Origin of the sequence: Algoriphagus sp. A40 (assembly GCF_002002735.1) — a bacterium.
Lineage (GTDB): Bacteria > Bacteroidota > Bacteroidia > Cytophagales > Cyclobacteriaceae > Algoriphagus.
This window is the reverse complement of sequence record NZ_MUNY01000038.1, coordinates 41,839-65,687: the sequence shown is the minus strand read 5'-3', so window position 1 is coordinate 65,687 and position 23,849 is coordinate 41,839. Positions and strand designations below refer to the sequence as shown.

Genomic DNA, 23,849 nt, shown 5'->3' with positions numbered 1-23,849 from the left:
CATTCTATCCAAACGAACTTATAATTCTCTAAAAAGCGATTGGCCATGATATCTATCGCCAATTCAAATTGTTAAGGATATTGGGGTGCTTTGAAAACTTCACCTAGCGTCCCGGCAATACCCGGAACGCAAGCATCAACCTAGCTCAAGTTTTTACCAAAAAATGCAACGTATGGGACGGAAAACTAAAAATTCAAAAGTCATAAAAACCACAAAGGAAAAACTTTACAGTGCATTCACACAATCAAAAGCTCTGGAAACTTGGCTTGTTCCTGGAGAAATGACAGGAAAAGTTCACAGTTTAGATTTGAGTGTCGGTGGTGGATATGAAATGTCTTTATTTTATCCAGAGTCTGACAAAGAATCAAAAGGGAAAACACAAGAAAAGGAAGACCGGTATATAGCCAAGTTTCTGGAACTGAAACCTTTCGAAAAGATTGTGCAAACTATAATCTTTGATACAGAAGATTCAAATATGAAAGGGGAAATGAAAATGTCAGTTTATCTCGAATCAATTGGAAATGCCACCAAAGTCACCATTGCCTTTGATAATATTCCCATAGGTATAGGGCTAAAAGACAATGAAGACGGAACAAAATCCTCTTTAGAAAAACTTACCGAATTCGTTGAATAGAGTTGGCAGCTCTCGACTTAGGTCTAGGAATTTCAAACGCTCGATCCTGCCTTCATATCCAAGCGGATTTGGAATTCGCTTATTCAATTTTTAACTTTAATCATAGGCGAAGCATATCACCCAGAGAAATGCCTTACTTTTTGACTCTTCAAGTTGTGGGGCCTCCTGTTAATCCGGGGTAGTCACAAAAGTATTTCCAAAGCCCGATCCTGTCTTTCTGTTTCAAGGAAATTGCAATTCAGGCTTCAGGCCGTAACTTAATCTGATGGGCGAGCCTTATCATCCCCATAGCTGCCGGGAAAAGCCAAAAAGAAAGAATAACCAAGCCCCAACAGCGTTTTGAAAATAAGACGTCAATAGTGCTTTTGTGGAGCATTTGAGCAAAGTTCAACTTTTTTTCCTGTATGAACAGCAGTGCTAAAAATCTCCGCAATCGCAAACCTGCAAACTTTAGGCCCACTATTTAAATGACAAAGAAACGAACAGTTGGAGACAAAAAGCTTATAGAACTGGCCCGGCAGGCATCGAAATTGGCCAGGATAGGAAGTTGGGAATTTGATGTGACCGGTGAAAAAATCTACTGGTCAGAAATGGTACATGAACTCCACGAAACAGATCCAAATACTTTCATTCCGGATTTAGGATCAGGCCTTAGCTTTTACCGGGAGGATTTTCGGCCGATGGCAAAAGAGAAGGTTCAAAAATGTATTGAAACCGGAATTGAGTTTGATTTTGAAGCGATTTTGGTCACTCAAAAAAAGAACGAACGCTGGGTTCGGGCAATTGGAAATGCGGAGATGATTGACGGAAAAAGCCGGCGGATATATGGCAGTTTTCAGGATATCCACGCTTTCAAATCCCTGGAGCTTCAGAACCGCGAGATATTGGAAAGTATTTCAGATGCTTTTTATGCAGTAGACAAAGACTGGAATTTTACTTATTTCAACAAGGAGGCTGAGAACTTACTCCTAAAGAAGGCGGAGGGCGTTCTGGGCAGGAATATTTGGGAATTGTTCCCAGCAGGTATAGGTACCCCCATTCAGAAAATTTATCAACGGGTCGCCCGTTCAAAAAACCCGGAATCCTTTGAATACTATTACCCGGCAGATGGAAAATGGTATGAAATAAAAGCCTATCCATCGCAGGGTGGCATTTCGGCTTACTTCAGAAATATAGATGAACGTAAGCTGGCAGCAGAAGAGCTCGAAAAAGCCTATCAGGAGAAAAACAACATCCTGGAAAGTATTGGGGATGCTTTTTTCCATGTGAACAAAGATTGGGTGGTAACCTATTGTAACAAAGAAACCGAAAGGGTTCTAGGCCGGAAAAGGGAGGACATCCAAGGGAAAAACCTTTGGGACCTATACCCTGATGTCGTTGGCACAGCCATATATCACCAATATCACAAGGCCATGGAAACCCAAGAAAATCTGGCCTTTGAGGAGTATTACCCGGCATTGAACATGTGGCTTGAATTGGCAGTATATCCATCAGCTACCGGACTGTCTGTTTATTTTAAAGACATTACCCAGAGAAAAGAATTAGATATTCGCCTGCTTCAAGCCAATGAACGCTTTGAAAAAGTGACCGAAGCGACCCAGGATGCGATATGGGATTGGAATATCTTGGAAAATACCCTGTATTGGGGAGCTGGTTTCAATAATCTTTTTGGGTACCAAATTGAAAAAATCACTCCGACTTTGGAATCCTGGTCCAATCACATTCATCCTGAAGATCGGGAACAGATATTGAAAAGTATTGATGGAGCACTCAGAAAACCTGATAAATCTCACTGGACTGAAGAATATCGTTATCAAAAAAATGGCGGTGCTTATGCCGATGTGATTGACAGGGGTATTGTGATCAGAGATGAAAAAGGAAATCCAATCCGGATGGTAGGAGCCATGACTGATATCACGGAGCGAAAGAATTTTGAAATAAGCAGAAACAACTATGTGAGGCAAATTGAAATACAGAATGAAAAGCTCAAAAATATTGCCTGGACCCAGTCGCATATAGTTCGGGCACCTCTTGCAAGAATGATGGGGATTATGAATTTTATTGAGGGCAACAAAAATCAGGATGATATATTTATGTGGCTGAAACATTTGAGGGATTCGGCTAATGAACTGGATGGGATTATTAGAAATATGGTTGATGAGGCACAACACCTAGCACCACCCTACTCGGCGTAGTCGATTCACTTTCCTGCCAAGATGTAGTTAGACTTCCGCTTAGGCCTTCTTTATAGAATACCTAATCCATATAAAAAATGATCCACCCTCACGGATCATTTTTTTTGATCCACGGCAAGCGGGAATATCACCAATTTGAAATCAATCGGCAAGCTGATAACTTACTGATGTGATCTAGGAGAATTGCCAAAGAAATCATTACATAAAACATCTATTTAAATGAAGGACTTGAAACTCGATAACAATTTGATTTCCTCTAAATCCATAGCCATCAATGCCGGTCCTGAAAGAGTTTGGGAGATACTTACAGATCCGGCCTGGATAAGTCAGTACCTATTTGGTGCACAAACTGTCACGGACTGGAAGCCTGGCAGCACGATACTTTTTAGGATCAACTTTGACAATCAAGAATTCATTGACAAAGGCATTGTCGTCGAATGCAAAGAGCCCGAATTCTTGAAATATCGCTATTGGAGCGGCTTCTGCGGATTGGAAGACAAACCGGAGAACTACTCCCTCGTCAGCTATCACATCGAAAAAATCGATAGCAAGACCTCTAAACTCACCTGGACCCAAACAGGATTTGTGGACGAACAAAGCAGATCGAGCTCAGAAAATTCCCTGGTGAATATTTTGGCCCAGATTAAGGCCTTTTCTGAAGAGTTGAGTTAAAACCCCACTGAGAGTAGTCCGCTTTTTTCTCGATCCTGATCACGCGATAACTTAAACTTTGTCCTTGGAAAGCTGTTTCTGTTGAATCAAATGCTCGATGCATCCTGATAAACCCTAATGGCAGATCAAAATGATCGAAGTCTTACGCAATCATATTACAAACAGACTGGGAAAGAATCCGGAGAACCTGGATCGTGTTCTTCCCGCTTTCAAGCACATCAAGACCAAGCGCAATGAGCAACTTGTGAAGCAGGGTGAGGTCTGTAAATACGTCTATTTTATTGCCAAGGGGTGCTTGCAGGTCTATGTCTACGACAAAGATTTCAATGAGACGACCCGGGATATCGTGATTGAAGACAATTGGTGCTCGGAGCTGCTGAGTTTTGGAAGTGGAAATCCCGCTACGGAAAATATCCGAACTGTGGAGCCATCCGAACTTTTTGCCATTGACCGACAGAATTTTCAACAATTGATGGAGACCATTCCGCAGTTTGACAAAGTGTACAAGCAGATCCTGGAGGCCTCCTATGCCAACTCAGTCTATCGCATCAATACCTTTGTTGCCCTGAACGCTTTGGAGCGGATAAAATGGCTGATGGAATACCGACCTTTTTTGATGACTCGTCTTTCGAGCAAACTGATTGCTAGCTATTTAGGCATCAACAAGGATGTCTATAGCCGCTTAAAAGCCAAGCTTTAAAACATCGACTTTTGTCATCGTCTCCGGGTTTTTATTTGCTGAGTTTTACCCCATCATTCATCTAAAAACTCCCTAAAATGACAGAGTATCTCTTATTATTTCGCAATGCAAGTGCTGAATCCGGCTACTTGTCGACCTCTCAGGATATGGCTGAGGATATGCCAAAGTGGCAATCTTGGATAGGCAATATCGCCATGCAAGGAAAGCTGGTGCATACTGCCCCCGTTCGCTATGATGCAACTGTAGTCAATACAGATGGGATTACAGAAGGACCGCACAAAGAGGGGGGTCAGATCCTGGTTTCCGGATTTCTTATCTGCAAATCAGATGATTTGGAGGAAGTCCAGAACTGGAGCAAGTCCTGCCCAATTCTTAAATACCCCTTCAGTTCTGTGGAAATCAGACCGCTTGTTCCTTTTCCGGTAGGATAAAATCAAAGCCATGGACAAGCTGTTGAATTCCGGGAAGTACATTTTTCCTCTTTCGTTTTTGCTTTATGTGGGTTTGCACCTTGGCAAACCAGAGGTAGGCGCATCATTTGTACCGGACTACCTTCCCTTTCCATTCTTTTGGAATTACTTCACTTTGCTTTGCATCCTTTCCTTTATTATCAGTGCGGTAATCGGGAAATATGATAAGCTAGCGTATTCGATGATGGCTCTTTATGTCATCCTAATGGCATTTTTGGTGCATTTGCCAAGAGCTATGGGTCAAGAATTGGGAACTTCAGCCTTGCCTGCTGATCTGGAAAAAGAGCTTGAAATGGTCAACTTTTTCAGAAATATCATGGTGACAGGAGCCCTGCTGGCTTTTGCCAAATTTGTGGCCAAAGACAAGCGAATTATTGGTTAATCAACGGGTGATTTATATCCAGTCGGGACGAGGTATGTTCCGACTTTTTACTTTTGGATTAGCTAGGTCACACATCTACGGCTCGATTAAAAATGACCTCCCAAGGTTGTATAAACCATCGGTTGGGCAGACGTCAAATGCCTATCGAAATTCTTTGAACAGACACGCTATGAAGTAGGATAACCAGGTCGGCATAGTCTTTCCAACTGAAAGAAGGCCTAGGCGAATTTGTCAACCCTTCATGTAGGTCTCTAGCTATCTGGATCACTGAAGCTATTTTGACATTCGATCTTGCCAATCTATCCAAACGGATTTGCAGTTCGGACATCAGACTGTAACTTACTTTCATGGTTGAAGCATTCCAACCGCGATAGCTATCAGAAAAGAGACAACAAATTCCAGGAAAGGCCAGAATGACATTAAACAAGTGGAGAAAGAGAAGTGATTACATTACTACAATACCGACTGACGAAATGAGAATTACCACTCTTAACACCATTGATCATTGAAACATGAATTACACCATTAAAAACGGTTTTAAAACCGGCGTTCTCTTTCTTTACTTTATACTAATTATGGTAAACCTAGGACATGCTCAGGAAACGCAAAGCAGGGATAAAATAAAATCCCTTTGGTTGGCCGCTGAAAAAAACGATGTCACAACGATCCAAAAGTTGATCCGGGAAAACGTAAACCTGGAAGCCACCGACTCCAAGCAGCGAACGGCTTTGATGATTTCGACCCACCATCAAAACAATGAGGCCGCCAAAGTTTTGATTGCGGCAGGGGCCAATGTAAACGCCTTGGACGATATGCATGACAGTCCGTTTTTATATGCGGGTGCCAGCGGATACACTCAAATCGTGAGGGATTGCCTCGAGCACGGTACGGATTTTAAAGTGTTCAACCGATACAATGGAACTGCCTTGATCCCTGCCTGTGAAAGAGGGCATGTGGAAACTGTAAAGGAACTATTGAAACGGAAAGATTTTCCAATCGACCATGTCAACCGGCTGGGATGGACTGCCCTGCTTGAAGCGATAATCCTGAGCAACGGAGGTCCTGCCCATGTGCAAATCGTGCAACTGCTGGTAGATGCAGGCTGCAATGTAACTATCGCAGATAAAGAAGGCATATCACCTTTGGCCCATGCCCGCAAAAAAGGTTTCACACATATCGTATCAATCCTCGAAAAAGCAGGGGCGAAATAAACCGATTTTGTAAACCGGAAAATCCAGAGCCGATTGGCCCATCTGGATGAAGGTAGAACTAGGCGTAGTCCCGACAGGCATATAGGAGCAAAACACCGCCCCAGTCATTCGGAATGACAGTTCGCCGCCATTCCCACTCAATGAAATCCGGGGAAAGTTGATCACTCAAAGATTTCGGCACAGAATCAAGAAACGCCTTATTTTTTGGCTTTTCTGGCCATGGGCTGAGCCGAGGTTTTTCCCGGAAAACTAAAGATCAAAGTTCCCTCCCCGCTTTAAACTTTCGGCTCCGCTGCTGGCTCGTTCCGATGAAACCTTCTCTGCCAGAGAACTGCCAATGGTGTCCACATCCATGCTAGTGGATACCTTTTGGCATAGCCCCATCATCCTACAAAACCTCCTGGCGAGGCTGAGTGGCGCGATCGTCGTCGCAAGCCCTGCGATAAGTTCGAGAAAACCCCTAGCCTTGTCGTCCACCCGGAAATAATCTGCCAATGCCAATACAACTTCCGCTATCACCGATTTCAACAGCTCCACACTTAGACCAAAGTGCAATAAGAAGGCATAGATCAAAGCCAGGGCACTCAGGATGCACGCCAAACAATTCCCCCTTGCCTCCATCAACTCAATTTTCAATCGCCTGATGGCCCGGTCAAAGGAATACACCAAATCTGGCTTCTTTGACATCATATCCTCAAGGAAACTTATCGGATAGTTTTGCTGCAAGTAGCTAAAAGGCGACTTCAAAAATTGATCGATAAGGTTTTTGTCGGCATCAAAGCTGAGAAGGAGCCCAGTAATGTTTCTTCGCAATTCCTCTTTCTGGGCTTCAGTCAACCTAAATCCACCAAATTCCATCTGGTCAAAAATCTCATCGCCGGTTTTGATATCTGACATAATTCAAAAAGTTTCTATGAAGGTAATGCATTCCCGCATTCTTCAAAACTCCTGATGATGAGTCGTTTGACAACTGGCTACCTCCCGTAGAAAAAACCCCTGACAATGCGCCGCCACTTTGCTTTTCGGGTATCCGAATTTTGCAATTAATCAAACGAATTGTAATTTAAGGTCAAAGGAATAGTATCCTGCTTCAAGGGTTAAAATGGGCTCAGAGCCCCCTAATGAAGGAATGTAGAATGTATTTTTCTAAACAGTCAAGCCGGACCTACTCATCTGGCTAATGGAATTTTGAACGAATAATAACCTTCGGCAGAACTTTTCCGCAAGTAAGCAGCCGTTGTAAAACAGCATTTTATGAGAACATCAAGGAACCAATTGAAAACCATTTTCACCTCCCTATTTAGCCTCCTGACTGTAGTCGCATCTTTTGGGCAGCAGCAGGAAAATGCCAGTTCCCTGACCTTGAGTTTCGGACCCGGTTTCATCAACCGGCAGGATTTGATTTTCTCACCTTTTGCCCACAGTGACTTTTCCATTCTCAACGTGGGGCTGGATTACACCAGAGAGGCAGAATTTTACCAAAAAGTAAGCCTCCGGTATGCGAATTTCAATCCCATGGTGACGGAACCGTATGGATTCACCTTTCACGGGGAACCCGAAACGGCCTATCCCCACAGTTTTAACCTCATTGATCTGGATTACCAATTTGGGAAGCAGGTGAAAGGGATACAAAACGGAACTCTGAAGGCCGGAGGACTCTTCTCCACAGATATCCAGGCAACGAGCTATGTCTATGGCAGGATCAGCAGTTTTGGGTATTATGCAGCCCTCGGTTTAGGAGTCTTTGGCACTTACGAAAGACCGATTAACGAGAAAAGCAGACTGTCAACAACACTCAAATTGCCTCTTTTTGCCTGGTTAGCGCGATCACCTTACCTGGTCAATGACGATGAATTTATCGAAAACATCAGTTCTCATTCCGGATTCAAAACCTTTATGGCGTATTTGGGCGATGGGCAATTGGCGACTTGGAACAAAGTGCAAACCCTTGACTTTGAGCTAAAGTACGAGTATGACCTGAGTGAGAGGTGGGGAGTTGGGGCAGCATATCTGTTTGAATTGATCCATATGAGCCAACCCAGAAACCTGCTTTCCTTCCGCAATTCTTTGAATTTTTCGGGCAGCTATAAATTTTGATTCCATGAAACGAACCGCCAATTTCCTCACCCTAGTCCTGCTTTTCCTATCGGCTGTAAGTTGTAACCAGCTTTTTGAGGAACCTCCCGCCAACAATCCGGAAGCGATATTTGAAAATCTCTGGGCCACTTTTAGTGAAGAATATGCTCCATTTGAAGAAAGGAACATCGATTGGCAAGCCCAATACACTAAATTCCGACCGATGGTGACGGCCACCTCCACGGATGACGAACTGTTTTCTGTTATTTCTCAGATGCTGGCAACCTTGGATGATGGGCATGTCACGTTGACCGCTCCCGGCAGAGATCTGTTTATATCCAACAAAATCAGAAATGAACTCATTGAGGATGAACTGTTCAATATTCCCATTATAAAAACATACCTAGAGCCTGGGTATAAAGAAGGAGATGAAAACGCCTACCTCTATGGCAAAATAAAAAACGCCAATGTAGCCTACATCTACTTTGATTATGTGGGTGACAATTTTTTCAAAATGAACGATTTCCTGAGCGAATACCCGGATGTAAACGGGTATATCATAGACATGCGGCATAACCAGGGAGGCGATTTCACCTATTGCTTTTCAGAGATCGGAAGGCTGACTGACCAGTCCCGTTATGTGTTCAAGAGTAAGACTAAAAACGGGAAGGGAGCTGATGATTATACCGATTGGTATGAATGGAATATTTCTCCCGAAGGCGACTATGTAGACAAACCCATCATCGTACTGACCGACCGCTATACCATCAGTGCAGGAGAGCGTGCGGTGATGGCCTTTAAAACCCTGCCCCAAGTCACCCTCATGGGGGACACAACAAACGGTGCTCATGGGACTATGATCGGAAGGGAATTGGCAAATGGCTGGTTTTATTCACTGGTACCCCAAAAGGTGGAATTGTATGACGGCAAGACCTATGAAGGAATCGGGCTTGCTCCGGACAGCTACAGCAAAAACACCCTTTCGGAAATCAACTCCGGAATAGACATGACCCTGCAGCGGGCGATTGATTCATTAAACTGATCAGGTCATATGGTCTGAAAATTCCGGCGGAAAGCTCGTTTTTCTCAGAAAAAGGCAAGCCTGTCGAGGAAAGGGCTTTAGATCCCCGGTCTTGAAACAGATTGTCCGAAGACCATTCCTGTCGTTCGATATTTGGATTTCGACCATAAGCTCCTAACTTACTTGAAGTTGTCATACACTTCTTTACTCAGGTTATTCATCACGATAGCTTGGTTCCCATATTTGATCCGGAAAATTAATCTTGCTTTGTCCGGGTAACCGAAAAATTGACCTTTCATAATTAACTCAAATAAACCCTCCCATTAACCTATTCACTATGCCTTTTCATTTTAAAAACCTCACCAAGCCGGCCTTATTGGCCTCCCTTCTCCTCCTGACTTCAGCCGTCTTGGCTCAGGACGGCACCATCTATCCGCTCGAAACACCTGCCGAACCCAATGCCATTTTGCTCGGCACAGGCGGCGTCGAAAATCAACCCGCTCCTGAGACCTGGTTTCGTCAGTGGGGTGATCCAATGGCAAGAAATATCTCCACCGCTACACTCACTCCTTTCCTCCCGGAACCTGGAAAGGCAAACGGAACTGCCGTGATCGTCGCGCCGGGCGGAGGTTTCAGCTGGCTTTCGATGGGCAATGAAGGCTGGGAAGTCGCAGAGGCTTTGGCCAAGCAAGGCATCGCCGCTTTCGTGCTAAAGTACCGCCTCAACCCTACTCCTCCCGCGCTTGAAGACTTTTCGGCCTGGATGAACCGTCCCCGAACGGCACCATCCCCGGCCCCAACCTCCGATAGTTCACAGGTTGCAAATCCCCCACGTCCGCCTCAGCGGGACCTTTCCAACCAGCTCGAAGATGCTGAAGCAGCCTATGCCATGATTGTCAAAAATGCCAAAGAATGGGGAGTGGATACCGAAAGGATAGGCATGATCGGCTTTTCAGCAGGTGCCGGTCTGACCATGCATTCTACACTCCACTCAAAAACGATGAAATTAGCCTTTATTGGACCAATCTATGGTGGCATGGGTCCGGTAGAAGTGCCTGAGAATGCTCCTCCGATGTTTAATGTGATCGCCAGCGATGATTTTCTGTTCTTGGGTCAGATTGGAGTGATCGAATCCTGGTACAAAGCCGGAAAGCCAGTCGAATTTCATCTATACCAAAACGGCGGCCACGGTTTCGGTCTCGGCAATCCAAACCGCACCAGCAACCGTTGGTTTGATGCGTTTATTTACTGGTTGGAAGTCAACAAGTTTTTGGCTAAAAAATAGCGGTTTCGAAATTCATTCAATAGAAAATGATTTTCGGAAATGTCATAAATCGATTAGGAAAAGAGCCACGAAAACTTTTCCTAATCGATTGTTTAGGTGCTTTACTGACTGCCATTCTTTTGTTTGTAGTCTTGAGAGCCTACCATGAATTCTTTGGTGTGGCAGTTGAGACACTGTCTTTGCTGGCGGGAATTGCTGCGGTATTCTGCATCTATTCAGCCAGCTGTTTCTTATTCCTGAAGGCTAATTGGGTTCCATTTATCAAGGCAATCAGTTTCGCCAACTTACTCTATTGCATGGTTACCTTGGGACTTGTATTTCTTCCCGGTTCCAAAATCACCCTGGCCGGAAAGATTTACTTTTTGACGGAAATACTGGTCGTATGTGGGTTGGTTTATGTAGAGTTGGCAGTCGCGAAGGCAATTAAAAATTAAACCCATGACTTAGTTTATCCCTTTTGGATAAAAGGCCGATTTGGTTCTCTCTGGTCGAGTTACTTATCCAGTGATGGGAAATTTTCACACAACCCAGAGATATCTCTGTTTTCCCTCAAAAGTTCAAGCTATAAATTGCGTCTACTTTAAGTCATACACATGAAATATTTTCTTATTCTTTTTTTCTTCGTTTCGCAAGTTGCGATCGCTCAAACGCCCCTCACCTACATCAATTCAAACGGAGACAAACACCTTGCTGGGCCATTTGAACTGGATGATCTTAGAAAGGATACGACGTATAGCGGCTGGTTTGAAAGCAATTATGCACGGTTTCAACTTAAAGGTGAAGACACCTCCTGGAAAAGCTCATTCGAGCAGACTGAGGTAGAAATCTACATCGGAACCTGGTGCGGAGACAGCAAAAGATGGGTACCCCAATTTGTCAAACTCTGGAATGAGCTGGGCTTAGACGAAAACCAACTGAAATTCACTGCCCTGTATGACGGCGAGGAAAAGTATAAGCAAGGTCCAAATGCCGAGGAGAAGGGAAAGCAAATCCATCGGGTACCCACCTTTATCTTTAAAAGTGAGGGCAAGGAATATGCACGCATGGTGGAATATCCCCGAAATGATCTGGAAAAAGACTTGGCCCAGATTGCAGTAGGCTTTGCCTCCGAGCCAAATTATCGGGCAGCAACTTACCTTCTCGACCTGTTCGAAAAGGAACCGATGGATTCAGTTTGGAAAAACGTCAATTACCACTTGGGGGAAGTCTATTCCCTGGTTGGAAAAGAAGTGGAGCTGAATACGCTGGGTTATGTATTCCAGTATTCAGACCGGATGCCTCAGGCTTTACTGACCTTTCAGTTTAACACCTTGATTTACCCCTATTCTCCCCGCGTGTTCAGCAGCTTTGGAGATGCACTTCGGATCAGCGGAGACAAAGAAGCCGCCATCACTGCCTATCAGCGGGTACTCGCGTTGGAACCCAAGCATGAAAATGCCTCCGCACAGCTGAAAATTCTCAAGCCGGATTGACAATGCGGTTTATTGGCTCTTTTCCACAAAAGAGGCTGCATAGCGCAGGAGCCCGATGAGTTCTACCCCTCTTGAGATCTCCCACTGCATCGCCGCCACCAAGGCATGCATGGCCATCAGGTTCCTGTCGATCTCCTGTTTTTCACCCTGGTTCATTCCTTCAATCAGCAGTTTGGCTTTGGCATACCCGTCTTTTTCGTAAGCATTCAAGATCGAAACGGTATTTTCAGCAGCTGACTTTTCCCGCTTTTTGGGTTCGAATCCCAACTGCCTCACCATCGCCTCGGCAGTGGTCCAGGTGGACCAGGGGTTTTGCCCGGTCACCAGCGTCCCGTCAATCACCACATTTTCAAGATACATAGGACCTTCGGAAAAGGAGGCGCCACTTTCTGCCAATTTATCCTGAAGAAGGAATGGAAATAGCTCTCGGGCATCCTGGATCAGAAAAAGCTCTTCCTTGTTGGTAAATGAACACACCTTCCTGTCTTTCAAAAAGGGGGTGCCGTCAGCCAATTTTACATTTACCAAAGCTGCGGGACCATGGCAAACTGCCCCGATTACCTTCCCGCGCTCATGCAAAGCCCTAATGGACAGCTGCATCGACGGATGATCCGGAAAGTCAAACATGGCGCCTTTTCCCCCAACCAGGTAAATCGCCTCATAATCCTCGATCCGGACCTGGTCCATCAGGATGGTTTCTTTTAGTTTGCTTTGAGCAATGGGATCATTGAGAAACGCATAATCATAGACCCCCATATCTTCCTCATCGAGCACCAGGGGAGGCTCTCCGCCCTTTGGACTGGCAATGTCCACTTCAAATCCATTGGCCACAAAAACACTGTAGCCTTGAGCAAGCTCGGTCAGTTCGTACCCTGTCCGCTTGCCCGAGCTTCCAATAGAATCGGTACTGGTGACCACGGCCAAAATTTTACCTCTGGTTGGGCTGGGTTTTTCATTCAGATAAACCAAAGAACTTGGCAGGACAGCTTTGATATTTTCGGCAGAAGGATTCGACGGAGGTAACAGCCCCATAAACCACCATCCGAAACCGGCCAATAAAATGAGGGATACCGTCACTGCAATCAGTGACCACTTCAGCAATTTTTTAGCTTTTGACATGTGCATGTTTTTTTGCACAAAGAAGGGGTGCCAAAGAGTCCAAATCTCCCGAAATGATCATTCCGAAAGAGCAATTGATCATTTTAGGACTTATTTCGAAAGGCCAGAGGGGTTAGTCCGGTTTGCTTTTTGAAGGCTGTATTGAAGCTGGAGATGCTGTTGAATCCGGATTCCATGGCAATCGCAGAAATGGTATAATGTTCAAGTTTTGGGTTCCGTAACTGTTTCGTCGCTTCTTCAATTCGATATTGGTTGACGTAGGCATTGAAATTTTTACCACTCTTTTGATTCACTACCATCGAAATAATCTGAGGACTCTGACGGAATTGTTCACTCAGCAATTTGAGAGACAAGTCGGGGTTTTTAAAAGCCTTTTCCTCCACCATCAGCTTTTGGATTCTAGAATAAATCTCCTCGCTGAGAGACTCCGGAATCTGCGTGGACTTGTATTTTTCGTGATACACTTTATCGATAAAGCGGTTTTTGACAATGACAAAGCTGATGGAATAGGCTACTGCGGAATACATAACCGGCCCGATGATGTAGGGGATATCTTCGTCAAAAAGGTTCAAAAAATAAACGAACCAAACAGCCAACAGTCCGAAGAAGATCAGTCTAAGCAACCGGACATTACTGGGCTGGATAGCATCAGCTTTGATCGCCGTCCGATAGCCAACCAGCAGGTACAGGAGGTAGTGTCCATAGTAGGTCGCGTAAGCCGCGACAAATACCCAAATGGGATAAGTCTTAAGGTGGCTTTCTTGAATCCAAAAGCCAAACCCAATTCCAAAAATCGCAGGGATAAAATGAAAAAGGTGACTCTCTCGGAGGGAAAATGCGCGTTTGGATAATGATTTTGAGAACAGGTAAAACAAAGGTCCGATCAAGAGCATGGAACCAAGGCCTATAAAGATGAGCTTCACATTCAGGTCTTCCGAAAACTCCAGCAACACGGATTTACCCACTCTGAAGGACAGCACGACGAGCAGGGAACCGAGTAAGTGATTAGAAAGACGGTTTCCCCTTTGATGCAGGAAAAGAAATGCTGCGAGCAAAAGGCCATGAATTACCCCCAAACCGCTGACTATAACCAGGGCGATACCGGAAATTGAAAGGTCCTCCATTTTTTCTTTAAGTGATTTACTGTTCCTGTTACATCCGAAAATTGCTTCTTTGGGCTACCTAAGCCTCATTCTGGGTTGGATGGTCAGTGAAGGAACGGCTGCAAGAAAATCAGCAAAAGCCAATTAACCAAGCGGCGTTGGCTTTCCCCTATCATGCACTTAAACAAGGCATCACAGACATGGGAGGCAATTAGCCTGGATTTTGTACCTAAAGGGCAATTTTCAACCTTGATTATATATGCCTACAAACAGACTTGCCTTAGTCGTTAATTTTCTAAATTGTTTAACCAAAAGGTTTTCAAAACAGCTACAGATGAACCCGGAAATTCAGGCATATAACAATAAACAAACAGGGGATGACCAAGAAATCTGCGACCTGCTTGCCCGGACAATCGACAGCGAACTGACCGAAGCTGAAAGCAAAATCTGGCACGCCCACCCTGTATGGTTTTTGGACGGCAATCCGATTGTGGGTTACAGCAAGCAGAAAGCCGGTATGCGATTGATGTTTTGGAGTGGGGCAAGCTTTGAAGAAGAAAAATTAAATGTCGTTGGCAAAAAATTTAAAGATGCCTCCGTTTTCTACCCTTCTTTGGAACAAATCGATACCAATGACCTGATTTCCTGGCTCAAAAAATCAAAAGAAATCCAATGGGACTATAAAAACATTGTGAAAAGAAAAGGTCGGTTAGACAGATTAAAATAATCCATAGATCAAAAACTAGTCATGAAAATCACACCCGAACACAATGAGCGGATGGCAAAAATGACCTTCTCCTCAGTCTATCCGCACTATGTCACCAAAGTGGAGAGAAAAGGCCGCACCAAAGAAGAATTGCATCAGGTGATCGAATGGCTAACCGGATTTGGCGACCGGAGGATCCAAGAACTTATCGAACAAAAAGCAACTTTTGAAACCTTCTTCCGGGAAGCAAAACTCCACCCCAATGCACATCTTATTACCGGCTTAATCTGTGGCTATCGGATAGAGGAAATCGACAACACACTCACTCAGCAAGTCCGGTATTTGGATAAACTGGTCGATGAGTTGGCTATGGGTCGAAAGATGGAAAAGATCCTGAGAGTAGCCTAGATTCATTTATTTCAGCCTACCATTTTCATTCAAATTTGTATAGTCAATTTCCTAATGGATCTCCTCTGGATTAAGTGGAGAACCCACTATTTTTTGAAGGGCATTTGATAAAATGGAAGTTATTTTCGGCCAAATTATTTCTCACTTTCTTTTTCTATAATTCCTAGAAGTAGGTATTCTTGGTTTTGAGCCAGCCGATGAAACATGTCTTTTTCACATCAATCAAATAGAATTAATTTTTTTCGATTCCCCTCTAACCTTATTGATTATCAGAGCTTGACATCAATTCATATTGGTTAAATCCCCCTCAATTTGTCCCCAATGTGAGGTCAATTCTTCTCAATAATTTTCACTTTTTATAGCATATCCAGCTTACAAAGCAACCAGAGCGATGGCATAGTTTTAGACTCACCAATCGATACATGTGGGAATGATGTAATTTATTTGAATAATTATATAATAGTCAAAATAACTACTCTCCGCAACTTTGTATTTCACTTTCACACTAATCCACCGGCTATGTTTCATCATGTAAAAGAGTTACAATTTAATGCCAGGGTATCTAAACCCGATGTGCGTTTTGCCAAACTTTTGCTGGAACAGTTTGGTGGTCCCAATGGTGAATTGAAAGCTGCCATGCAATATTTTGTCCAGGCATTTGGTTGCAGAAAAACCGCTCCTGACAAGTATGATATGTTGATGGACATCGCGACGGAGGAGTTTAGTCACCTGGAGATAGTCGGTGCCACGATTCAGATGTTGCTTACGGGCGTGAATGGAGAATTGAAAAATGCTGCTGATGAATCTGATTTGACAAAGGTTCTTGATGGTACAGCTGCCAAGGAAGATTACATCCACGAAGCCATGGTCAATCCGCATTTTTTTATTGTAAGTGGCGGCACTCCCACCCTCACTGACAGTGTAGGCAATCCTTGGAGTGCCAATTATATCATGGGAATGGGCGATTTGACCGCTGATCTGCGCTTAAACATCGGCGCGGAGACGAGTGCTAAAATGGTCTATGAAAACCTGATGAAATTCACCGACGATATCTATGTCAAAGAGTCCCTACGCTATTTGATGACTCGGGAAGTTGCCCATTTGCAAATGTTTCAGGCGGCTTTGGACACCATTCAGCCCAACTTTCCTCCCGGAATTTTGCAAAGCGATCCCCGGTACAGCAACAAATACTTCAACATGTCCCAAGGTGAAGATTACAAAGGTCCGTGGAATGAAGGCGTTAGCCCGCTCATGGGGGAAGAGTGGAAGGTCATTCAAGATCCAATTCAGCATGTAAAAGATACCAATGGCCTGCTTGAGGAAAAATCAAGGGGTACTGACCGTTCTGAAAAATCCGTCCAAACTGCCAATAAAAAATTGAGTGCCAAAAGAAAAGACGAGGTGGACAAAGCAACTGCTCCCAAGAACGGGATAATCAGTTGGTCATTTTATCAGAATAATGAAAAACCTAAAGTGAAAGAAAATATCCCTGCCACTAGGTAAGAGAAAGGCTTACTCGCACAATCAAAATTCAAATTTTAACCTAAACCAATAACTCACAAAATGGAAAATTCAAAAACCACTTCGCAAAAGTCCACTTCAGGATCAGACAAGTCCAACTTCAGTAAAAAGGCTTCCATGAAGTCGTCGCAATTGATGGAATTGTTTGAACATGGATTGAAAGACATCTATTGGGCAGAAAACGCCACACTAAAAGCGATTCCAAAAATGGTCGAAAAGTCCACTTCAGATGATCTGAAAGACGCTCTGACTGCACATTTGGAAGAGACCAAAGGACATATCAGCCGATTGGATAAGGTATTCGGCTTGATTAAAATTAAAGCTCAAGGTGAAAAATGTGTCGCCATGGAAGGCCTAATCAAAGAAACCCATGACATCACCGAGACCTGTGAGGAAGGCTCTATGCGTGACGCCGGCATAATCGCCGCAGTGCAAAAAATGGAGCACTATGAAATTGCTACCTACGGTACACTACGACAGTTTGCTGAAACAATGGATATGACAGAGGTGGAAGCTTTGCTGGCCACCACGCTTCAGGAAGAAAAAGAAGCCGACCTGAAACTGTCTGATGTGGCAATGGATGCTATCAATGTGGATGCCGCTGAAGAAGCTGCATAATTAATAAGAAACGAAATCCCCATGACTTGGCACCGCCAAGCAGGTGGAACGGATCATGGGGATTCCATGTGGACATAAGTAGATAAAAATTTCAACACATGAACAACATATTCAAAGGACTGATAGCGGGATACGGCGCTTCCAAACTGGGCGGCGGATGCCTCGGGACAATAGTTGTCTTTGTCATCATTTATGCGCTCCTCACTCAATGCGCCTAAAATCAATCAGTTCAAAATCAATCAACTAACCCAACTAAACAATGGAAAATTCAAGAGTCGAAAACGATGGTCTAAGCAATAGAACTTCACAGCCAAGGGTGCTGACAGGAATGTTTCGTGATCGCGAAAGCACCGAAAATGCCTACAATGCCCTGCACGAAAGAGGATATTCAAAAGACGACATCAACTTGGTCATGTCCGATAAAACACGGAAAACCCATTACACTGAGGATGAATTTGAATCAACTGAAATCGGAACCAAAGCAGCAGAACATGCGGGCAAAGGATCTGCCATCGGCGGTACTATCGGCGCAATCGGCGGCGTAGTAGCTGCAATTGGTACGAGTGTGGTCATTCCCGGACTGGGAATACTGATCGCCGGACCGATCGCCGCAGGATTGGCAGGAGCCGGGGCCGGAGGATTTGCTGGAGGAGTAATTGGAGCCTTGGTGGGTTCGGGCATTCCTGAAGCCCGGGCTAAATTATATGAATCCGGGATCAAAGAAGGTAATGTCGTCATCTCGGTTACACCGAAAAATGAAGACGATGGCAAATACTTGGAAAATAACTGGAAGACTAACCGGGGTGAAGAAATTCACTGGTAGGATTCCGATAAAGTCAAATGCAAGGGGCTCTGGCGAGTTCCTTGCATGTTTTGAAAACTAATCCACAAGACTATGAAAAATCTAATCAATTTAAAATCAATCCTGCTTTATACTAGCTGTTTGGCAGGCACGCTAATCTTCGCCACTTCTTGTTCGGAAAACAAAAAAATGGATTCAAAAGAGATAGCTGAAAAAGAAAACATTGAAAAATTGGCTGATAATGAGGAAACCATTGTCGTAATCGACAATGACAACGGTACCAAATTTTTGATGGATGTAGCTGAATTGCAACTGGAAGAAATCAGTTTGGGAAAATTGGCCCAACAAAAAGGCACATCTGCGCATGTGAAAGAAATGGGAAAAATGATGGAAACCGACCATTCCAAATCCTTTACTGAACTTTCGGCTTTGGCGCAATCTAAATCAGTTTCTATCCCTACCTCGGTCACGGATGACTCGAAAAAGGCCTACACTTCCCTTGAGGAAAAAGCTGGGAATGAGTTTGACAAGGCCTACAGTGACATGATGGTGAAGCACCATGAGGATGCGATCAAATTGTTTGAAAAAGCATCAACTGATTCTGAAGATACGGAAATCAAAACATGGGCTACCAATAAGCTTCCGGGCCTAAAGACCCATCTGGATCATGCAAAAGCGTGTAAGGAGAAAAGCGATAAACTGACAACCTAATCTATCAGTAAATTTCTGAGTACTACAAAAAACCTTTGTGAGGCAGATGAAATTTTCAGGAAACCCATAGCCAAAACAAAAAACGAAGAAACAAATCAGCGCTTAAGGTTATACTTTTTAACAGTGCAGTGAACGTTGTTCATTGCATTTTTACCTTTTACACCAATTCTAAACTGGAAAACAGGTTGGGTATAAAAAGGCTGGGTCACGATTAATATGGAACATTTCTACTCCTAATTATCAATTAAAAGAATCCGGATATGAAAATCTATGTAAGAAATATGGCCTGCGAAAGTTGCAAGGTTGTAGTTAAAGAAGCTTTAGAGGAACTAGACATCACCCCTGTAAAAGTTGAATTGGGGGAAATTGAAACCCAAGAGGAAATTACTGAGGAAGATAAAAAGAAGCTCAATGAGAAAATCAAAAAAGTGGGATTAGAACTGCTAGAAAAAAAGCAGGGAATTTTGATAGAGAAAATCAGAAAGGTCATAATCGACTATGTTTACAATTCAGATGAGAAACCCAATAACAAGTTCTCTGTATTATTGAGTGAAAAATTAAATCACAGCTACACTTATTTAGCCAATTTTTTCTCTGAAGTAGAAGCCACTACCATAGAGCAATATTTAATCGCATTGAAAGTAGAGCGAATCAAGGAGTTGATTATTTTTGGAGAGGACACCTTTTCCGAAATTGCAGATAAGCTTCATTACAGCAGCATCGCTCATTTATCCTCGCAGTTTAAAAAAGTGACCGGATTAACTCCCTCCTATTTCAAAGCTTTGAAGGAAAAGAGAAGGATTTCTATTCAAAACATTTAGATCAGAATACCGCAACTCGGAGACTAAATCGCCAAACCTAATTTCAGTTCATGGAGTCTATACCTAACCTTAACTCCCTACCCTATTATCATGGCACCAAAGCAAATCTAAAGTTTGGAGACCTGATTGAACCTGGATTTAATTCTAACTACGGAAAGAGGAAACAGGCTGCTTTTGTTTACCTGACAGCCACCTTGGATGCGGCTGTTTGGGGAGCCGAACTTGCTTTGGGCGAAGGATCCGGCAGAATTTACATCGTAGAACCAACTGGGCCGATTGAAGATGATCCCAATCTGACAGACAAGAAGTTCCCAGGAAATCCGACCAAGTCCTATCGCACCCGGAATCCGATTCGGGTCATAGGAGAAGTCCTCGATTGGCAGGGCCACTCTCCGGAACAACTCAAAGCCATGAAGGACCACTTGGACCGGCTGAAGGAACTTGGGATTGAAGCCATTTAGAATTGACATTTCACCCAATGACAAGTAAATTCAGAAAAAAGCTGACTAAGAAAATCCTCGGTCCAAGATGAAACTCCAAAAACTCAGTCCCATCCTATGGACAAAAGATCTAAAGGAGACAATTTCATTTTACGAATCTGTCTTGGGATTTAGCGGCAAAAGTCATTTCCCAAACTTCGTCACATTGACCAGAGATGGGATTGAACTCATGTTTATCGTGCCACAGGATGAACCTGAAGATTGCAAAAGCCCAGACAACACGGAGGAATTCTTTCCCAAACCGCAATTGACCGGCAGCATTTTTATAGTGACCGACCAGGTAGATAAGCTTTGGGATTCGGTCAGAGACAAGGCAAGCATTAAATCTCCCATTGAGGATCGGGAGTATCTGATGCGCGACTTTTCCATCCTTGACAACAACGGCTACGAACTTGTTTTTGGCCAAGACATCAGCTGAGTAGCCATTTGGATATTTATTCTCAAATTTTTGATAGCTCCTACTTGAACATTTCTGAAGATTTTCTGAGGAAAGGAAAATGCAAACTCTCAAAAATTCTTTTTTGCAATTGTCCTTCAAATCGGGGAAATTCCTTTTGAATCGGCTCCAAATCTGTTAAAAATCCTATATGACCACAGAAATCCTGCAAACCACACCCGACTGTGAAATTGTGAGTTCGAGAACGTTCGAGGCTTCCAGAGAATTACTTTTTCGTGCTTGGTCTGATCCTGACCATTTGAAAAATTGGTGGGGTCCAGCAGGTTTTACCAACACCTTTGAAGAGTTTGATTTTAGGGTTGGCGGAAGATGGCGCTTTGTCATGCACGGACCGGACAAGGGACATTATCACAATGAATGCGAGTTTATCAAAATAGAAAGTCCATCTCTGATAGCTTGGAAACGCCATTCCAAGCCTCATTTTCAGGTATTGGCAACTTTTGAATCAGTTTCGGAAAACCATACAAATGTTGTTTTCAAAATGCTCTTTAATTCAGCGGAAGAGTGCAGAAAAGTCAAGGCCTTTGCAGTGGACAAAAACGAGGAAAATTTTGACCGGCTTGAAATTGAATTGACCAAAATCAGGCTTTAGGCAGGATGAACAGGAAATTTGATAAGCAGTAGATGTTTTAGGATTCAAAAGCACCGTCTCCAAAACCCTCACACTGCTTAAAATCAACTACTTGAATTATTTTTTTTAAGTTTAACCATGAGACTTTTCATTCTTGCTTTCAAATCCTGCCCGAAGTTTTTAAACTGGCTGTTCCTGATTTCCCTTATTGGACTGACCGTGAAATTCCTTTGGTTAGACAGCATTCCCGAATTCTTTCCTAAAGCAGGTGAATTGGGGATTTTCATAAACAATATCCTCATTGCCAATATTGCCGGTTACCTTTTTTATGTTTTGTCCACCGAGATTCCCAGAGTTGTCGGAAAAAGGAACAATGCGAATGAAATTGTCCGATGGGCTGAAGGAGCCGCAAACGGGGTAACAGGTTTTCTCCAAATGGCTTATTATTCCAACAGTGTCCACCATCCTACCTTACCTTCAATTTTGGATATCGATTCGGTCGAACTCGCTTTGGTCGAACGTGAATTTACCTGGATCAATCCCACCGCCCTTGCGCCGATGAGCGGAGGGTTTAAAGGAGGAAACCTGGGTCCAACTTATAATTGGCTGGAAGCAATGGCTGCACATGAAGCCCAATGCATGGAATACATAGCCAAACTTTGGAGGATTTCATCCTTTCTCGAGTCGGAATTAAGCTCCAAGCTTCTTCAACTTGAAAATTCCCGGCATTCCAGCAGCATGAAGAGTGCAAGGGAAATCCAAATTCCCATCATTCAAAAGGGAGGTACACTTCAGAATCAGGATTTATCCACCTGGACGGACAATTATTATGAGAGCTATAAAATTGCCCGCGAGATCATGTTGTATTGTGACAGGTATAGAAAAAACTATGTTGAATAAATTTCCCTGCTCCGTTTGATGTCCTGAAAAATCGGAGAAGGTTTTTATTCCAAGACAGGCAAATATGCCATACCTCTTTCACCTTCCAAACCGGTAAAAATGAGCCAATTTATGGTCTTTCCCTTTTAGAAAATCCAGGATCATCCCCATTCCCTGAACCGAAAAAGTGATCCCGTTTCCTCCAAATCCGAGAACAAAATAGGTGTTTTCATACTCGGGACTCTTGCCGATATAGGGAAGTCCGTCTTTGGTGGTGCCAAAGGTTCCTCCCCAACTGAAATCCTCAATAAATTCGATTCCGGGAATAATCTTCTCCAGTTTCCTGATCAGTTTACCTGCCTTTCGCTCTTTGATTTTCTGCTGAAAAAGTTGAAAGTTGAATAACGAATCTTCTCCGCCGATCAGGAAGCGGCCGTCGTCTGTGGTTCGCATGTACAGGTACGGCTCGCCGGTATCCCAAATCAGGGTGTTTTGGATGGCACTATTCAACTGAATTCCCTGCTCACTGACCGTGGCATAGGTATAAAAGAGGTCAGCAACTTTTTCTTTGAGCAACTTGGTGCTTTCAAATCCGGTACAGCAGACGATTTTTTTGGTTTGGATCCTCTGGCCGGTTTCCAGGATGACTTTTGGTCCAATTCCCGAAGTATCAATTCGTGCAATTTCTGTCTGGTCAAAGACCTTCATTCCCCGCTTTGCATTGAGCTGAATAAGTTCGTGGGCCAACTTGTATGCATCGACACTTGCCGCGACTTCAGATAGAATGGCCCCATGGCAAATCACGCCGTAGTTACGCTTCACCTCGGCAGCGTCCAGCCATTTCACACCCAACTGATGCTTATTTCGAATCTCAAATTCCTCCCTCAACCAAATGGAAGCCTTTTTACTGTGCGCTAGGTACAGACTTTCTTTCATCTGAAATCCACAGTCTATCTTTTGATCCTTCACCAGCTTTTCCAGTTCTAAAATGGCTTGGACGCCGGAGCGGTAGCAAAGAGCAGCAGCAGCTTCCCCGATCATTTCGCTTAGTTGATAAAGCGGCACATCAATTTCATATTGGAGCATGCTGGTCGTGGCAGAACTGCTTCCCATGGCGATGTCCCTGCGATCGATCAGCATCACCTCGTATCCAGCCTCTACCAAGGCATGGCTGATTAAGGCGCCGGTAATTCCACCGCCGATTACCAGAATTTCGGTATTCATATCGGTCTGAAGTGAAGGATAACTATACAATATCCCATTTTTCACCAGCCAAAATGATTCAAAAGTCCTTAAGCGCATCGGGTTCCATCGTGAAGTGGTTATCAGACAAATGCTGGTTGCCCAGTAGTCAAGTTAGGAATTTTAAACTTTGGTTATCAGGATGTTTTTGGGCTTGCCCTTCCTCAAAAAATCAAACTCAATGTAAATTTTTGCAGGAATATCACTTTACACAACCCAGTCAAAAATGAAGCTGAAGTCTGTGAATAGTTTTAAAGATGCTATCAACAGAGG

At 43.7% G+C, this 23,849-nt stretch carries 27 protein-coding genes; 23 read left to right on the top strand and 4 right to left on the bottom strand.

What is annotated here, in order from left to right:
- Nucleotides 1-172: 172 nt before the first annotated feature.
- The 7 genes from B0E43_RS04555 (at nt 173) to B0E43_RS04520 (ending at nt 6,264) form a co-directional block, all read left to right on the top strand.
- Nucleotides 173-634: an SRPBCC domain-containing protein gene (locus tag B0E43_RS04555; protein ID WP_077347103.1), complete on the top strand. Its 462-nt coding sequence runs from the start codon at nt 173-175 to the stop codon at nt 632-634.
- 467 nt (nt 635-1,101) lie between these two features.
- Entirely contained in the window at nt 1,102-2,829 is a 1,728-nt protein-coding gene (locus tag B0E43_RS04545; protein ID WP_077347099.1) for a PAS domain-containing protein, read from the top strand.
- 219 nt (nt 2,830-3,048) lie between these two features.
- Nucleotides 3,049-3,501, top strand: a complete 453-nt coding sequence (locus B0E43_RS04540) for an SRPBCC domain-containing protein (protein ID WP_077347097.1) — start codon at nt 3,049-3,051, stop codon at nt 3,499-3,501.
- 130 nt (nt 3,502-3,631) lie between these two features.
- A complete protein-coding gene (locus B0E43_RS04535; protein ID WP_077347095.1) occupies nt 3,632-4,201 on the top strand; it encodes a Crp/Fnr family transcriptional regulator in 570 nt (189 codons plus the stop codon).
- A 77-nt stretch (nt 4,202-4,278) separates the two neighbouring features.
- Nucleotides 4,279-4,632, top strand: a complete 354-nt coding sequence (locus B0E43_RS04530; protein WP_077347093.1) for a YciI family protein — start codon at nt 4,279-4,281, stop codon at nt 4,630-4,632.
- 10 nt (nt 4,633-4,642) lie between these two features.
- Nucleotides 4,643-5,053 carry a hypothetical protein gene (locus B0E43_RS04525; protein WP_077347091.1) on the top strand — a complete coding sequence of 137 codons (411 nt, stop codon included), beginning with the start codon at nt 4,643-4,645 and terminating at the stop codon, nt 5,051-5,053.
- A gap of 575 nt (nt 5,054-5,628) precedes the next feature.
- Nucleotides 5,629-6,264 carry an ankyrin repeat domain-containing protein gene (locus B0E43_RS04520; RefSeq protein ID WP_139352656.1) on the top strand — a complete coding sequence of 212 codons (636 nt, stop codon included), beginning with the start codon at nt 5,629-5,631 and terminating at the stop codon, nt 6,262-6,264.
- A 249-nt stretch (nt 6,265-6,513) separates the two neighbouring features.
- Here B0E43_RS04520 and B0E43_RS04515 read toward each other — a convergent pair whose 3' ends face one another.
- Complete coding sequence (locus B0E43_RS04515) at nt 6,514-7,161, bottom strand: hypothetical protein (RefSeq protein ID WP_077347087.1); 648 nt, start codon at nt 7,159-7,161, stop codon at nt 6,514-6,516.
- A gap of 357 nt (nt 7,162-7,518) precedes the next feature.
- Here B0E43_RS04515 and B0E43_RS04510 point away from each other — a divergent pair, with 357 nt between their 5' ends.
- The 5 genes from B0E43_RS04510 to B0E43_RS04490 all read left to right on the top strand — a co-directional run bounded on the left by B0E43_RS04510 (nt 7,519) and on the right by B0E43_RS04490 (nt 12,118).
- Entirely contained in the window at nt 7,519-8,361 is an 843-nt protein-coding gene (locus tag B0E43_RS04510; protein ID WP_077347085.1) for a hypothetical protein, read from the top strand.
- 4 nt (nt 8,362-8,365) lie between these two features.
- On the top strand, nt 8,366-9,382 hold the full coding sequence (locus B0E43_RS04505; protein ID WP_077347083.1) for a S41 family peptidase: 1,017 nt from the start codon (nt 8,366-8,368) through the stop codon (nt 9,380-9,382).
- 316 nt (nt 9,383-9,698) lie between these two features.
- Nucleotides 9,699-10,646 (top strand): alpha/beta hydrolase, encoded by a 948-nt coding sequence (locus B0E43_RS04500; RefSeq protein WP_077347081.1) that lies wholly within the window; start codon nt 9,699-9,701, stop codon nt 10,644-10,646.
- Nucleotides 10,647-10,672: 26 nt separating this feature from the next.
- A complete protein-coding gene (locus B0E43_RS04495) occupies nt 10,673-11,080 on the top strand; it encodes a hypothetical protein (RefSeq protein ID WP_077347079.1) in 408 nt (135 codons plus the stop codon).
- A gap of 159 nt (nt 11,081-11,239) precedes the next feature.
- Nucleotides 11,240-12,118, top strand: a complete 879-nt coding sequence (locus B0E43_RS04490) for a hypothetical protein (protein ID WP_077347077.1) — start codon at nt 11,240-11,242, stop codon at nt 12,116-12,118.
- A 9-nt stretch (nt 12,119-12,127) separates the two neighbouring features.
- Here the strand turns inward: B0E43_RS04490 and B0E43_RS04485 are convergent, their stop codons facing one another.
- Nucleotides 12,128-13,237 (bottom strand): type 1 glutamine amidotransferase domain-containing protein, encoded by a 1,110-nt coding sequence (locus tag B0E43_RS04485; protein WP_077347075.1) that lies wholly within the window; start codon nt 13,235-13,237, stop codon nt 12,128-12,130.
- Nucleotides 13,238-13,320: 83 nt separating this feature from the next.
- A complete protein-coding gene (locus tag B0E43_RS04480; protein WP_077347073.1) occupies nt 13,321-14,361 on the bottom strand; it encodes an AraC family transcriptional regulator in 1,041 nt (346 codons plus the stop codon).
- Between the two features lie 313 nt (nt 14,362-14,674).
- On the opposite strand from B0E43_RS04480, the gene B0E43_RS04475 reads away from it, so the two are divergent.
- The 11 genes from B0E43_RS04475 (at nt 14,675) to B0E43_RS04425 (ending at nt 22,355) form a co-directional block, all read left to right on the top strand.
- Entirely contained in the window at nt 14,675-15,067 is a 393-nt protein-coding gene (locus B0E43_RS04475; protein WP_077347071.1) for a DUF1801 domain-containing protein, read from the top strand.
- A gap of 21 nt (nt 15,068-15,088) precedes the next feature.
- Nucleotides 15,089-15,454 carry a DUF2200 domain-containing protein gene (locus tag B0E43_RS04470; RefSeq protein WP_077347069.1) on the top strand — a complete coding sequence of 122 codons (366 nt, stop codon included), beginning with the start codon at nt 15,089-15,091 and terminating at the stop codon, nt 15,452-15,454.
- 519 nt (nt 15,455-15,973) lie between these two features.
- Nucleotides 15,974-16,957 (top strand): manganese catalase family protein, encoded by a 984-nt coding sequence (locus B0E43_RS04465; protein WP_077347067.1) that lies wholly within the window; start codon nt 15,974-15,976, stop codon nt 16,955-16,957.
- 60 nt (nt 16,958-17,017) lie between these two features.
- Nucleotides 17,018-17,593, top strand: a complete 576-nt coding sequence (locus B0E43_RS04460) for a ferritin-like domain-containing protein (RefSeq protein ID WP_077347065.1) — start codon at nt 17,018-17,020, stop codon at nt 17,591-17,593.
- 259 nt (nt 17,594-17,852) lie between these two features.
- On the top strand, nt 17,853-18,416 hold the full coding sequence (locus B0E43_RS04455) for a hypothetical protein (protein WP_077347063.1): 564 nt from the start codon (nt 17,853-17,855) through the stop codon (nt 18,414-18,416).
- Between the two features lie 72 nt (nt 18,417-18,488).
- Nucleotides 18,489-19,106: a DUF4142 domain-containing protein gene (locus tag B0E43_RS04450; protein ID WP_077347061.1), complete on the top strand. Its 618-nt coding sequence runs from the start codon at nt 18,489-18,491 to the stop codon at nt 19,104-19,106.
- A gap of 260 nt (nt 19,107-19,366) precedes the next feature.
- Nucleotides 19,367-19,927: an AraC family transcriptional regulator gene (locus B0E43_RS04445; protein ID WP_077347059.1), complete on the top strand. Its 561-nt coding sequence runs from the start codon at nt 19,367-19,369 to the stop codon at nt 19,925-19,927.
- Between the two features lie 50 nt (nt 19,928-19,977).
- Nucleotides 19,978-20,388, top strand: coding sequence for an NAD(+)--rifampin ADP-ribosyltransferase (arr, locus tag B0E43_RS04440; RefSeq protein WP_077347057.1), 411 nt, complete (start codon nt 19,978-19,980; stop codon nt 20,386-20,388).
- 67 nt (nt 20,389-20,455) lie between these two features.
- Complete coding sequence (locus tag B0E43_RS04435) at nt 20,456-20,845, top strand: VOC family protein (RefSeq protein WP_077347055.1); 390 nt, start codon at nt 20,456-20,458, stop codon at nt 20,843-20,845.
- Nucleotides 20,846-21,014: 169 nt separating this feature from the next.
- Nucleotides 21,015-21,476, top strand: a complete 462-nt coding sequence (locus tag B0E43_RS04430; RefSeq protein ID WP_077347053.1) for an SRPBCC family protein — start codon at nt 21,015-21,017, stop codon at nt 21,474-21,476.
- 117 nt (nt 21,477-21,593) lie between these two features.
- Nucleotides 21,594-22,355 carry a hypothetical protein gene (locus tag B0E43_RS04425; RefSeq protein WP_077347051.1) on the top strand — a complete coding sequence of 254 codons (762 nt, stop codon included), beginning with the start codon at nt 21,594-21,596 and terminating at the stop codon, nt 22,353-22,355.
- A gap of 78 nt (nt 22,356-22,433) precedes the next feature.
- On the opposite strand, the gene B0E43_RS04420 is transcribed toward B0E43_RS04425, so the two are convergent.
- Nucleotides 22,434-23,558, bottom strand: coding sequence for an FAD-binding oxidoreductase (locus tag B0E43_RS04420; protein WP_254423360.1), 1,125 nt, complete (start codon nt 23,556-23,558; stop codon nt 22,434-22,436).
- Nucleotides 23,559-23,849: the final 291 nt, after the last annotated feature.